Annotated in this window: 10 protein-coding genes; 6 read left to right on the forward strand and 4 right to left on the reverse strand. The window is 42.5% G+C overall.

Annotation, left to right across the window (positions count from 1 at the left end):
* Window positions 1–125: 125 nt before the first annotated feature.
* A complete protein-coding gene (locus L6E24_RS03685) occupies window positions 126–299 on the reverse strand; it encodes a hypothetical protein (RefSeq protein WP_257743372.1) in 174 nt (57 codons plus the stop codon).
* A gap of 88 nt (window positions 300–387) precedes the next feature.
* On the opposite strand from L6E24_RS03685, the gene L6E24_RS03690 reads away from it, so the two are divergent.
* The 4 genes from L6E24_RS03690 to L6E24_RS03705 all read left to right on the forward strand — a co-directional run bounded on the left by L6E24_RS03690 (window position 388) and on the right by L6E24_RS03705 (window position 4471).
* Window positions 388–864, forward strand: a complete 477-nt coding sequence (locus L6E24_RS03690) for a hypothetical protein (RefSeq protein WP_257743373.1) — start codon at window positions 388–390, stop codon at window positions 862–864.
* 422 nt (window positions 865–1286) lie between these two features.
* Window positions 1287–1565 carry a hypothetical protein gene (locus tag L6E24_RS03695; protein ID WP_257743374.1) on the forward strand — a complete coding sequence of 93 codons (279 nt, stop codon included), beginning with the start codon at window positions 1287–1289 and terminating at the stop codon, window positions 1563–1565.
* 11 nt (window positions 1566–1576) lie between these two features.
* Window positions 1577–2404, forward strand: a complete 828-nt coding sequence (locus L6E24_RS03700; RefSeq protein WP_257743375.1) for a hypothetical protein — start codon at window positions 1577–1579, stop codon at window positions 2402–2404.
* Window positions 2405–2407: 3 nt separating this feature from the next.
* Window positions 2408–4471: a hypothetical protein gene (locus L6E24_RS03705; RefSeq protein WP_257743376.1), complete on the forward strand. Its 2064-nt coding sequence runs from the start codon at window positions 2408–2410 to the stop codon at window positions 4469–4471.
* An 880-nt stretch (window positions 4472–5351) separates the two neighbouring features.
* On the opposite strand, the gene L6E24_RS03710 is transcribed toward L6E24_RS03705, so the two are convergent.
* The 3 genes from L6E24_RS03710 to L6E24_RS03720 all read right to left on the reverse strand — a co-directional run bounded on the left by L6E24_RS03710 (window position 5352) and on the right by L6E24_RS03720 (window position 12265).
* The gene (locus L6E24_RS03710; protein WP_257743377.1) at window positions 5352–6566 is read right to left on the reverse strand and encodes an ATP-binding protein; all 1215 of its coding nucleotides are present in this window, start codon (window positions 6564–6566) and stop codon (window positions 5352–5354) included.
* Between the two features lie 142 nt (window positions 6567–6708).
* On the reverse strand, window positions 6709–11979 hold the full coding sequence (locus L6E24_RS03715; RefSeq protein WP_257743378.1) for a hypothetical protein: 5271 nt from the start codon (window positions 11977–11979) through the stop codon (window positions 6709–6711).
* Between the two features lie 37 nt (window positions 11980–12016).
* Window positions 12017–12265 carry a hypothetical protein gene (locus L6E24_RS03720; RefSeq protein WP_257743379.1) on the reverse strand — a complete coding sequence of 83 codons (249 nt, stop codon included), beginning with the start codon at window positions 12263–12265 and terminating at the stop codon, window positions 12017–12019.
* 169 nt (window positions 12266–12434) lie between these two features.
* Here L6E24_RS03720 and L6E24_RS03725 point away from each other — a divergent pair, with 169 nt between their 5' ends.
* Window positions 12435–12986 (forward strand): nucleotidyltransferase domain-containing protein, encoded by a 552-nt coding sequence (locus L6E24_RS03725; RefSeq protein WP_257743380.1) that lies wholly within the window; start codon window positions 12435–12437, stop codon window positions 12984–12986.
* Between the two features lie 205 nt (window positions 12987–13191).
* The gene (locus L6E24_RS03730) at window positions 13192–13461 is read left to right on the forward strand and encodes a HEPN domain-containing protein (RefSeq protein ID WP_257743381.1); all 270 of its coding nucleotides are present in this window, start codon (window positions 13192–13194) and stop codon (window positions 13459–13461) included.
* Window positions 13462–13472: the final 11 nt, after the last annotated feature.

The following is a 13472-nucleotide window of genomic DNA, read 5'->3' on the forward strand; positions in this document are numbered from 1 at the left end:
ACCTAAAATCTATTTTAGATATTTGATGGATAAAACACACAGTGCAACCTGAGAAAAGACAACACAGGCAAAGTGTGAAGGTCAAAACTTACCATTGGTGATTATGAATTACTCATATAGATAATTCAGTCATCGGCCGGACATTTTTCAATAATAAGCCGTTGACCATCAACAGTAACCCGGATTTTTTCACCTGGTGTGAATGGATAGGCATCATCACTTGTAATCAATGCAGGTATCGAAACGTAGTGTGTCCGTGATGAGGACATTTTTATAACTTTACCAAAACCTTGCTTCATAATTCACTTAACAAATAGGTTAGTAAATTATATATACTAATTGCTCTAATAAGTGTATCACTTAATATAATGTTAAGTGGTGAAAAACATGGTTGATGAAAAACAAATTTCCAGTCTGGAAGCACGACTGCAAAAAATTGAGAACCGCATATTTGGATTAGTTGAAAAGTTCCGACCGGCGCATTATGATGAATACCAAAATCTGCATGCGAAAGGTGAATTCTTCCCGGAGATGAATGATATTTTCCTGGCTTGTGAAGGTATGACGATTGAGAGCTTGCAGGTTATGGACCGGCAAAGCCAAACCTGTATGTTTAACGAACTTTCGCTTATAAGTGAGATTGAAGAGATTACGACTTGTGCAGTCACCGTAAAAAACCCGGACGGCACACAAACAATCTATCCAGGTCGCATTGAGTTTATCAGGCACGTGGATCCAGAGGATGGTGAATATGAGCATCGCTGGTTTACAGTTGATCTTGCAAACACATTGACCCCAAAACAGAAGGGGATGAACGCCAGTGACATAACATCAAAGGCTGTTAAGACAATGTCCAGTGAATAAACTAAAATCTCCTAAAAAACATTCACTCTTTTCCAAATATCAAAACGTAACATCTCATTACCCCTGAAAGAAATTCGGCTCAAAATTTTTACTGTACAAGTTATTTTAATAGTCGTCGCCCGCGTGCGAAAAAAAACCCGCTCTCTTCATTCAGGTAATCTGAAATTTGCTCTTGATATTTCCTCACACATCAAAAACATCTGGATATCAACATATTACCCCTGAAAGAAATTCGGCTCAAAAATTTTCTGTACAAGTTATTTTAACAGTCGCCGCCCACGTGCGAAAAAAAAATGCATAAATGCCTTTAAGTATATTGCAATTTTAATAAAAATATAATAATTATTTAATAGATAACAATTTTATATGTTGTTGACCTTAATATTATTTAAACATAACAAAATTTTTTATGGAGGATTGAGATGAGGAATCGTTTTCAAAATATAATCGTGCTGCTGCTTTTGTCAGCTGCAATTGTGCCAGCTGCAAGTGCTGCATTTCAGGTTGTGCCCTGGGTTGAGCCGACACCAGAACCAACACCTGTTGAGGAAGAACCACTGCCAATTATTCCGGCGCTGATGCTTATTGGCGGAATTAGTCTAATAGGATATTTTTTTATCCTGCCAAAATATGAAGCTAATCAAAGAAAGAAGGCTTTTGAAAAGATACGGGCGGAATCTGCACGTTTAAGGGATATTTGATGGGGATTTAATTGATTCGCGAATTAATAGCCCTATTTTTTATTTTTTCGTTAACCGGGATTTCGTGCGCTGCAACTGACGAAAGAATTTTGGATGGTGACTTTTCAGATGGTTTTGATTTTTGGCAGCGTGCCCGCCTGGACGGCGGTGCATTCCCTGTTATGTCAGACGGACAGGTTTATTTTGAAACGGAAAGCTCAGGCTTCAGCAGTATTTCACAGACAGATGTCGATTTAACAGGTGTTGGAATTGTAACTTTCACATGGTCCGGTTCTGGTTCTGGCAATTTTAAAATTCTTCTGGATCTCACAGAAATTTACTCAGAAGATGTGAATTTCTGTTCTGGAAACTCACAGGTAGATGTAAGTGATTTTTCAGGGACATACACTCTATATTTCAGGCTAGTCTCTGATTCAACATCAGAAGTTTATTTGGATGATGTTTCGGCGAAAACATCCTCACTTTACAGACCGACCGCCTCGGCTACCATCGCCATGATGAATGAAGACTCATCCGATATAATTATGTCTTATCTGGGAATTGACCAGCCTTATATAAGCGAAGATTCTACCGGCATGAATCTGTCTGCACTTGCAGGTGAGGTTTTCGGGGTGTATTCTGATTCTGGCTTAGGGCCGTTTGCGTTGTTGATTGTGTTTTGTATGCCGTTTGTTGGTCTGTGGATTATGCAGCGTGATATGATTATTCCGGGCGGAATTGGTATTTTGTTCTCCGGTTTCGTGCTTGTACGGCTTCCGGCTGATTTCCAGGGAGTGGCGGTTATGATGATCGCTGTCTGTGTTACAGCTGTGATTTATTCGATTTATGTAAGGAGGTAAAAAATGGCATTTGACAATTTTAACTACAAACACAACAACAGGGGAGCCTCAGACCCGGCACTTAAAGTACCCTCTGCAACCGGAGGTCAGCCATCACAGGCCGACATAAACCGGCAGAAGAAGAAGGAGTCAATCTTTGCCGCACGTAAAGAGCGTGAGGAACGAAAAAAGCGGGAAAAAGCACAGGAGACATTCATCAACCGCGCTTACAACCCAAGAACCGGTGAGCATTACGAGCTTAAGAAGCCCGAAGATAAAGACTCAGATTTCTCCGGGTTCTCTCAGTTTGCCGCACGGTCCGGAATTAAAATATCATCACAGTTTGGTCAGGCAAACCAGAAAATCAACCAGACGTCTGACATAGATCCTATTTTAAAAAAATTGATGACAACGACCAGTGATGTTCTCGGCGGAACCGCCCAGGTGGCCGGCTATGCCCCGGCAACAGTTGAAAAGGTATTCCAGGTTGCCGGGAAGAAAGGTGTCACCGGTGCGGCAGGAACTGTTGTGGGCGCTACACAAACCGGACTGCAACACCAGGCAAAAACAGCTGCTGAAAATCCGGTTGACACTCTCTTACAGCTTGCCGTTGGCGGTGTGATCCTCGGTGGTGCACGTGCAGCTGCAAGACCCATAACAGCACCCTTCAGATCATACGGCACTGAAGCGGGAATCATCATCAGAGCACCCAAAACAGATGCAGCTGCAATTCACGCAACATCAAACATTGGTCGCCTTACAAAAGGCGTAAACAGTAAATTCCTGAAAGACCCCGACCTGACAAAAATAAGAAATTTAGGTCCGCAATCCGGGAAAACCCTTGAAAGCATTCTTTCAAATGAGCCACATTCATTGTATGGGACCGTAACAACGTACGGCCAGATGCCTAAACCGCCCCGTGTAACATCTGATTTAGACGTTTTTGTGAAAAATCCGGCTGCTTTTAATGAAAACGTGCTTTCAAAACTTGGCAAAAATTATGAAATTAAGGGTTCCGGTATCGTGAATAAGGTAGGGTCTGAAAAAACTGCTCATGCTGTGGATACCCACCCAATCCCGGATGGTTATCCGGGATTTAAACAACCCAAAACAGTAAAAACAAATATTTACGCCGGAGACAAAGCGCCCAAATTGCCTTTTGACTGGATGCCTGATAAACTGCTTAAGGCTGACAAACTTACACAGGAACCCTTATACAGTCAGGCCGGCCGGAAGGCTGCCGGAGTTATGGGTGGTCCAGAAGGGAAACTTAAATGGAAATATGGTCCTGCCCCACACAGGGGAAAAGACCTTGTGGACCTCGTGGATGTAAGCCAGTACCTTGCAGAACAGAAGAGGCAGACAATAAACCCCTTTAAGAAGGTTCAGGCGGTCAGGCTACAGAAATCAATTGATACCCTGAAGGGCACCGGAATGTATAAAGATGCCCTTAAAGCATCGCAGAAGGAAATTACAGGGAAACCCGGAGAACTTACAATAAATATCAATAAAAGTCCGAGTCCTGGTAAAATCAATGTGATAAAACCTGTATTCTCACCATCACCAACAATACCCGGAAACAGGCGGCCATCGCCCACACCGTCAAAAACGAAAGGAAAAAGAGAGGAACCTTCTTCCCCTCCAACCGGTGGAGGTGGTGGAGGAAGAGATTATGATTTTGTTGGTAAAGGATCCCCAAAGGTTCGTGACCCGCTTGTAGGTTGGCGCCCAATAATAACGAGTCCAAGACCTGTGAAGGACCCGGACGGTTCAAAAGTCCCTGACCCGCTTATAGGTGGAAACCCGGTAATACCTATCCCTGTGGTTCCTATCCCTGTTATTCCATCCCCGACCGGGGATGATAGTGCTGGAAGACGCGCAAGTAATGCAAAATATCCAAGGTACCATTCCGGAAAGAAGAAAAGTACGAAATCTAAAAAATCTAAACGGAGCGTTGATGATTGGTTTAGGACGAATCCTATGCCTGGTGTTATATCCGGGAAAACACCCAAAATGCCAACGTTTAAATTAAAAACCCCTGCTTTTAAATCACCATTTGTAAAAAAAACCGGGAGAAAAAAGAAGTGAACCGGATATGTATAAAATAATATTTTTTTCCACCATAATAATCAACAGTAATATTAATATGATCATGGGTGAATGTTCTATCGCGGAACGGCATTTCTCCGGGTGATGTTTAACCACAGCCTTTCATCATCGGACCCGCCGGATTCAGGCCGTTGTTGCCTGAACGTCTCCGCACAGATATGATTTCTCCTGAGGTTTTCATATATAATATCTCGAAAAAATCAAAAATTCTCAAACATCCTTCTTGCAGAGGAAATTCAAACCAATCTTATAGTCATGTTTCAAAATAAAATGCGATACAGGGCCGTACAGAACGGCCTGTGTAAGGTTCTTAACGGCGTTTAGGGTTTTATTACCATAACCAAAACAAAACCCTTCTCATCCTTTCTTCATGATTTTTTTGTTAGTGGTAAACTATTGCCACCAACCAGGTATGAACTGTTTCCAAAATGGAAAGAGGTCACAATGACCTTTTGCCAATAACTCAAAATGGCAAGATGCAACAATTGCCCCTTGCCAAAAAAAGCAGATCCGCCACAATGACGACTCTGCAAAAGGACAAAATGTCCCTTTGATAACTGCACCATATTGTTAACGTTAACAAAATGGTTATTCTATTCTTCCGGCAGGTCATTCACAAACCACCCACAAAAGGGACACCACCAGCCTACCGGAAGAAATGTTTGTTTCCCGTTAACCTTTGGTCTGATGTAAGTTCGATTCATACATGCCGCACCTTCACACATTGGGTTATCGCATCTTCTTAATTTTGTGCGTGCCATAGTAACTTTTAATATGAAAGACACAAATATAAATTTATCTCAGAAATATGATAATTTTTAAAAATAATCTAATATTAAATATAAGCAGGATTACGACATTAAAACGCTAAATAGTTCTTAGCCGGAATTATGCTTATCTTTCTGCCATCAACAGTAATTTCATCCTTCTGGTTAAATGTCAGGATATAACCCTCATCCAGACCAAACTTCTCCATCGCCTCCAAAAGTCCGTTTATTTCCCGGCCCTTATTCCGGTTGTTAAGATCATAGCATACCTGAACCGCTTTTGTTATCTTTGTATTTTCCTTTACCAGAAAATCGCATTCACCCTTCTCCCTGAAATAGAAGACCTCACGGTACCTCTTCCGCAGTTCCAGAAATACATAATTTTCAAGGAGTCTGCCATAATCATCTGAAAATCCGGTAGAATTCGCCCGGATAAAACCATTGTCAACCGCATACACTTTCTTTGGATTAATCTGACGGCTTTTTATCGAATAACTGAATCTTGGCAGTGTAAATATAATGTAACTGTCCTCAAGATAGTCCACATATGAGGCAATGGTTGTAACAGAGCCAATGGACGAAAATGTCTTCCGGAGTTTTGACAGGGTAAACTCACGTGAGATATTGGCAAGCATATACACTGCAATCTCAGTAATTACTCCCGGATTTTTGATATTGTACCTGAACAGAATATCCCTTGCAATAATATCCAGAAGAAGGTTTTGCAGGACCTCATCCATGCCGGTTCTCAGGTATTCGGGAAATCCTCCGGTGAAGAGATAACTATGGAAATTTTCCTCAGAGTCATCTTTTTTCATGAATTTCAGATATTCCCGGTACGAAAAAGGAAACAGTTCAAGCCTGAGGTTTCTTCCGGTTAGTTTTGTACCAGGCTCACGGCTTAACAGAGATGCATTGGAACCTGTAATTATCACTTTTCTGTTGTTGTCCAGAAGGTATCTGACATAGGATTCCCAGCCGGAGAGGTTCTGGATTTCATCAAAATAATAGAGTTCATTCTCTCCGTAGTTCTCTTCAAAGACCTCTTCAAGAATTTCAAAATCATTCAGCTCAAATTCGCTCAGGCGTGGGTCCTCAAAATTCAGATAAAAATATCCATCTTCACCTTTCATGGACTGGAGAAGAAGAGTGCTTTTGCCGCATCTCCTGATCCCGGATATTACTATGGCAAAGTTCTCCAGAGGTCTGATCTTTTTAAGGCTCTCTCTTGATGTTCCCGGACTGCGGTGTTCAATGCCGCTTCTCTGTGAAGCGGCAATCCTTCCAAGTTCATCCTTAAGGATCATATATGATAATTAATCTGAATAATCATTAATTTATCCATTACAAATGGACAATATTGATCATTCAGGATGAAAACTTTTTAAAAAAAAGAATTGGGCATCATCTGCCCTTTGTATTTGAGATCTGACCTGAACATCAGGCAGATTAATGCTTCTTCCTATACTGTAATACTCCGGCAGCCGCGAATATTCCGGATACGACCATCAACACAGAAAGAGGCGTTGTGGTGGGCACAGGCGTACCACCCTTCATATCTCCGGCTGGCTCTGCTGTTGCAGTGGGAGATGCCGGAGTTACGGATTCTGCCGGTTCTTCAGACGGAATTTCCGGCCCTGGTCCAAGAGGCAGGGTTTCATTGCCTAAAATCAGTTCCACCGGAATTCCTCCGACTGCGAACCACCCGAATCCGGGCATCTCAGGTTCAGAGACTGCAAATATATATCCGTCCTCTGCTTTTGTACTCAGGATTTCCGCCTTATTCCACAGACCGGCTGATTCATTGTAGTACCAGACTGCCGGAAGTGAACTGTTGTTATTATCCAGCCATTCTACAGGGATTTTTGCTGTATATGACACTCTCTCAAGCGATGAAGCAGCGGTATAATAAAGAGTGGTCTTTATGTATTCCAGAATCTCTGCGTCCTTTGGCACACCCATGCCTGCACCCGGATAATTCATCTCCTGTGTGGTAATCCTTAAATCAGAGATATCCTTTGCAGGAGTAATGGAAATCTCTGTAAAGGCTGTGCCGGTCAGTTCAGTCACAGACAAAGAACCTGCCTTCAGGTTATGCAGATCCTTTACGCAGACGGGATTATCGTCACTGCTGCTGTCAGAAGGTGCCTCAGCCGGAGTGAATCCTGCCACACCATATACAGAGAATCCGTCAGTTACTGCCCGGAATAGTGATTGCATTCCGGAAATACCAAGATACTGTGGTTTAATCTGTTCGGACGTTCCGTCATCCTTCCACCTGACAATGGTAATTTTATCCGGCCCGCCCATTGAATTTACCCATGTGGTATTGACAGAGAAGTCCAGTACTGCTCCTGTAACAGAGGAATCTGTATCAAAGCCGGATTTCGTGAAATAAACCGTATAGGCGACCTCATTTAAACCCGGACAGGCAACCGAGAAGGCATTTTTCGCATCATCTGCACAGCCCTCACTGATCTCAGTGGTAAGGCTGGCATCCTCGTTATAGGAGTTCATCGTCATAGAAACCCCGACAGATGCGTTTCCAGGACTGCCGTTGAATGCCGCATTAAGGTCTGGCTGCTGCATTGTTACGGATGAAATCTGACCGGTAACATTCCCGCCGCTCACTGTCGGACTTCCGGTTGTGTTAATATTGATCCTCGTTCCGTCAGGTCTTTCAATGATTATGCTGCCCGGAGTTGTGGTTACATTGCCCGCCAGTGTTTCATTAATGATTAACCTCTGTGACCCGTCCGGAAGTGTTTCAGTCACAGTTCCGTTAATCTTCACAGATGCTTTTTCTGAGGCTTTAGGGTTCGGTGGCGGGGCCGTTACAAGTATTGTCTTTGTGAGTGATGTTGTGGTATTGCCATTATTCCAGATGGCATCAAGAGTGACATTGTAAATGCCGGTTTCAGCAAATACAGTCCGTACACTATCTCCGTCATATGAAGAGATTACTCCGTCCGGAGATGCTATATGCCATTCCCATGATTTAACGTCTGCTGATGTCTTTGTACCATTTGCCACAAAGTCAAGAGGTGACGATCCTGAACCTGTTGAGCGGAACTCAGGGATGTCTGTAAATACATGCCTGACATATACCGGAGAAGTGGGATTAATCTCTGCATTATAGGTTGGTGAATTGAAATAATTCTCAAGGAACATCTCAACTGTGGATTCCTCCGCCAGCATATAATATCCGGATGGTGATATTCTGCCATATGAATTACCATTTACGAGGACATCAGCACCTTCAGGAGATGATAATGCGATGATAGTGCCATATTCCGGATTATAATACAGCGGCCTTTCATCTGTTCCGACTAAGGTCTTGTCTGTGTCGTATATTATACATTTATCAGAGTCACAGATGCCATCAAGGTCCGCATCTGTGCAGGTCTGTGAGATGCCTTTTTTGTCCGGAGATCCCCATACATTACCTCCGCCATATGGACTCGTGGTGACTGTGAATGTCTTAATATCAGTTACGTTGAACTGGACATTCCAGTCAAAAGGAGCCGGATATGTGGATTCTGCCCGGATGTTCTCTCTATTTATCAGGATGTTGTCATAATTCATGAGATTTTCTGTATCCTGAATATAAATTCCGGATCCGGCAGGCGCTATGTTATCTGTGATAAATGAAGATGTCAATAATGTGTTACTGGTGGAGATCAGTGATACACCACCGCCCGATTTAATGGCAGTGTTTTTCGAGATATTGCATTCCAATATCAAGGTCTGCTCTGAATCAATTACATTAACGCCTCCGCCGGATTTAACAGCTCTGTTCTCTGTTATATCTGAATTTATGAGAAGGATGATAAATTCCGGATTCAGGACGGTCGCCTCTTCTGCAAATAATCTCTCATCTGCATCAGCCTGTGACTGTATGAACTGAATTGAATTTTCGCTCTGCTTTATCTCGGAGATCTCTGCCGGAAATACTAATTTATCCCAGGTTTCCGGAAGTACATCTGTGATATTCTTAATCTCAATGATATTGATTGCACCTCCGCCGGAGTAATTGCCGCTGCCAAGGGCAGAATTGCCGGTAAATTCACTATTATAGACCACTAATCTATCAGATGCTGAGTTTAGTCCGCCTCCGCCAAGGCCTGCGATATTATCTGAGACATAACAAAATTCAAGCACCGTTTCTCCGGCTATTGAACTGATACCTCCGCCGAAGAGCAGTCCTGTATTATTCATGAAATCAGTCAGTAAAACCTCAGAGACAGAGGCGACAGAACTCATACCGCCGCCTATTGCTGCTTTATTGCCGTAAATATCATTAAGGAACATTCCGGTACTGGATAACATTATTCCAACTCCGCCACCGGCTGTGGCAGTGTTGTTTATAATGCTATTGGCATAAATTCTGGCATCAGAGGCCAGAACCCTCACTCCTCCACCAGAAATCCCGGCAGAGTTTTCGACTATGACATTGTTAAATATTAGTGTATTTTCTATTGAGTCATCTGTACTTACTGCCCCGGAGAGTATCTCCTCTTTGACTGAATCAGACATCTCCCCTGTGAAATAACCCTCATATACCAATAGATCTGCTGTCAGCTTATCTTCGTCAACTGATATGCCGGCATCAGGCACTGATATGCCCTCCGGAATTCCGGCTGTAAGGAATAACGATTCAATAAGATCTATGCCTGCCGGAAGATTTTCTTCATCAGTTATCTCCTCTGCAATAAGGGAATCTCCTAATATATTATGTCCTATGAGAAGAATTCCTCCTCCACCGGATATTTCAGATGAGGCATCCCCTGCGGTGTTTGATCTGATGGTATTAAAGGCAATATTTGAAATGCCGGCTATCTGACAGACTCCGGCACCGCCGTATCCTGCATTGTTCTCAGGGATAGTGTTCTTATAAATAAGATGTTCTCCTCCGATTATCTGTATTCCGCCTCCGGCAATCGTTGCATTATTCTGTGATATTGTATTTCCCCCAATATTTGCATTTCCTGAGAGGAGGCAGATTCCCGCTCCGGCAACTGTTGCATTATTATTTTCAACTGTATTCCCAAATATTTCAGTGCTGGAATTCTGGCAGAATATTCCTGCACCGAGATCGGCGTAGTTTTCACTTATTGTGCTGCCTGATAAGGCCCCTGTGGACCGGACTAATGCAACTCCGCTTCCAAGCAGGTATGAGGTCTGGTTTACACCAGGTCCGTTGAATGCGATCTCGCTGTATGAAATAATGAAATTATCCGAATCTTCGACCAGAATTCCGGCACCGTAACTCAGGGATATATCATCGGGGAGGTTAAGGTCATCAGTTTTGAAATTAAAGTACTCCGCGGGAATCAGATCTGATACGCAGTCTGATATGACTGCCCCGTCAGTAATTCCTGTATTTTCCCGGATCTGAAAGGCTGCCTGGCTGACTTCGGAATTATCTGTTAAGATGGAGTTATACAGGATTTTTGTTCTGGTGATTGAGGCATCCCCGTCTCTTATGTCAATGCCTGCACCTGAAATTGCATAGTTTCCTGATATATCGCAGTTGGTTATGCTGTCAGCGCTGTCTCTGCCTGAGAATCCACCACCTTCATATGCAGAATTGTTTATCAGTTCTGAGTCCTCAAGTTCTGTAGCGGAGAACTGACTGAGTATTCCACCTCCCCTTACCGCATAATTTTCATCAAATGAGGATTTATAAATTAAGGAGTCACCGGCCAGAGTTAAGAGTCCTCCGCCAAATATTCCATAATTTTCTGAAAAACTGCTGTTGCTGATCTCAAGTTCAGATTCACTTGACATGAATCCGCCACCGATATACCCGGTATTCTCAGAGAATTCAGAACCACCTATGTAACATTCACTGTCGGAGAAATATCCCCCTCCACCCGCAGCGGCTTCGCTGTTATGTATTTTTGATTTATATATCATAACAGAGCTGTTTGCTGATAAGAGAGAACCTCCCATTTCAGCGGTGTTATTGAATAACTCACTCTCCCTTACTGCCCCGCTTCCATCTACAAAAGATACTCCTGCACCGCCGATTGCGTTATTTTCGGAGATGATACATCTGTAAATATCAGTGCTTTTGCATCCATATACAGATATTGCACCTCCCATTGTTTCCAGTGAATCGGTAGGGTTGTAGCATCCGGAAATATTTAACATTGACAGCGTGACGTTGTCTGCCAGGATCTCTGCCCCTGTGCCGTTTGGATTTGAGATGAGAGGGTATTCGTTAGGATTATCAGATTCCGAGCTGATCTTCACATCCGGAACTGTGACTGTAAAATTGCTGTATTGTGCTCCACCGGCATATGCAATGAGTATGGTATTGTCATCTGAGGTATTGCAGGCATCAAGGGCTGTCTGGATCTGCTGGTAGGGCCTTTCCTTAGATCCGTCTCCTCCGGCAGGTGCACCGGCATTCACGTACCAGGTCTTTATCTCAGCTTCATTTTGCGAGTTTTCGTATGAATCGTCCGGATAAGAGAGATCTTCCCGATAATCAGTATTCCGGCTGATAATTTCCGTTTCCGCGGCCGGATTTGCTGTCGTCTCTTCTGAATTAGCAGGAATCAAATCAGCTTCACTGCCTGATATATTTCCTGAACCTAAGGCATAGCTGATATTGCCCGATGATTCTTCTGCTAAAACCGGCTGAATACCAGCCATAAGAGTAAGTGTTAATATTAAAAACACTGCCAGAGATGAAAAGAAATGATCTGTCATAATATTTCCTGAATGGACTAACCTTAGGGCTTGCCAGTTAAATAATATTCTGTAATGCTACACTGTCCTGAAAAACTATGGGATTTTTAAACTCAGGCATAACCGCTTGTACTGTCCCATACCACAGTGCCGTTATCAGCTGTAACATTAATGTGTATATCCACCCGTTCGCCCGGACTTTTGGTGATGTTGAGTTCAGTTCAGTCGTGTTTTCGGGCGTTATTCCGCTGAGACTGTCAGATCCTGTGAAGTAGTTTCCCGCACAGCAGGGGTTTTTGTCATCCATAAGATTTTATGCCGGCGGCAGGCCGGATTCAGGGTTTAAATATACGCGAAGATGTTAATCTCTAACCTGAACCCGCATCTGATGAGATGACTTCAGGAGATAAAGAGGAACAGATTGAAATTACAGTATAGAATATCTTTAAATCTATTAAATTCAAATACTGAAACATATGTTTCATAAATTAAACATATGTTCCAAAAATTCATTCATCATTCTTAAATTCCTTGGCAGAAATGAAGGAAAATCATTCTATGTCAGGGAGATTGCTGGAAAAGTTGATTTAAGCCCCGGAACTGTGAGCAGAACACTTTCAGGTCTCAAAGAGTCAGCAATTGTATCAAGGGAAGACCGAGGCCGCCTTGCCATGTACATGGCCGATAACAAAAATCCACTGTTAAGGGAGATCAAAATAGTCATTACATTAACTGAGATAAATGAACTTTTGATCGATCTAAAACCTCTGACCTCAAAAATTATCCTGTTTGGAAGCTGTGCCAGAGGTGAAGACAGATATGACTCAGATATAGATATGCTTATACTCTCTGAAGATAGAAAATCAGTGCTTAGAAAGACCAGCAATTTTTTGTCAGAAAGAAAATTGTCAGCAATTGTCATAACAAAAGATGAATACTTCCGCTTAAGGACTCAGGACAAACCCTTCTATAATCAGATAAAATCCGGTAAATTGCTCTGGGAGTCTGAGCGGGAATATGACGATTAAGTAAAAAACATGACTATTATCCAGAAAATCTGAATTTAACGACAGACAGGGGTGTGAATAACATCAGGTATAAATTTGATGAATGTCTCAGAAAGAAAAGAATAGTTAAAACTGATATTAAGGCTGAAATAATTCAGAAAGAGAGAGATGAAGCGAAAATGGATCTTGAAACTGCAAAAATCTCTCTAAAAGCAGGTAATGAAAAATGGTCGATTATTCAGGGTATTATTCTCAGTTTCATTCCTTAAAAGCACTGGTTTTTTCAGAGGGATATCGGGAAAAAAGCCATTCATGTCTTCTTTATGCTGTTGAAGCCCTTTTTGTTGATACCGGCAGGATTGATTATTCTGTTGTTGAAAATTTTTCAGATGCTATGAGAATGAGAGAAGATGCCGACTATGGATGTTTTTATAATGCTGAATCGGCTGAATCTGTGGTAAACACTGCCGGGGAGTGCACTTTGGGCAGTAAATAATATTCTAAAAT

The organism is Methanoplanus endosymbiosus (assembly GCF_024662215.1).
Classification (GTDB): domain Archaea; phylum Halobacteriota; class Methanomicrobia; order Methanomicrobiales; family Methanomicrobiaceae; genus Methanoplanus; species Methanoplanus endosymbiosus.

Excerpts from the sequence above, each read along its gene's own strand:
- L6E24_RS03685 (WP_257743372.1), bottom strand. The coding sequence starts at position 299 with ATGAAGCAAGGTTTTGGTAAAGTTATAAAAATGTCCTCATCACGGACA.
- L6E24_RS03690 (WP_257743373.1), top strand. The coding sequence starts at position 388 with ATGGTTGATGAAAAACAAATTTCCAGTCTGGAAGCACGACTGCAAAAA.
- L6E24_RS03695 (WP_257743374.1), top strand. The coding sequence starts at position 1,287 with ATGAGGAATCGTTTTCAAAATATAATCGTGCTGCTGCTTTTGTCAGCT.
- L6E24_RS03705 (WP_257743376.1), top strand. The coding sequence starts at position 2,408 with ATGGCATTTGACAATTTTAACTACAAACACAACAACAGGGGAGCCTCA.
- L6E24_RS03710 (WP_257743377.1), bottom strand. The coding sequence starts at position 6,566 with ATGATCCTTAAGGATGAACTTGGAAGGATTGCCGCTTCACAGAGAAGC.
- L6E24_RS03715 (WP_257743378.1), bottom strand. The coding sequence starts at position 11,979 with ATGACAGATCATTTCTTTTCATCTCTGGCAGTGTTTTTAATATTAACA.
- L6E24_RS03720 (WP_257743379.1), bottom strand. The coding sequence starts at position 12,265 with ATGGATGACAAAAACCCCTGCTGTGCGGGAAACTACTTCACAGGATCT.
- L6E24_RS03725 (WP_257743380.1), top strand. The coding sequence starts at position 12,435 with ATGTTTCATAAATTAAACATATGTTCCAAAAATTCATTCATCATTCTT.
- L6E24_RS03730 (WP_257743381.1), top strand. The coding sequence starts at position 13,192 with ATGGTCGATTATTCAGGGTATTATTCTCAGTTTCATTCCTTAAAAGCA.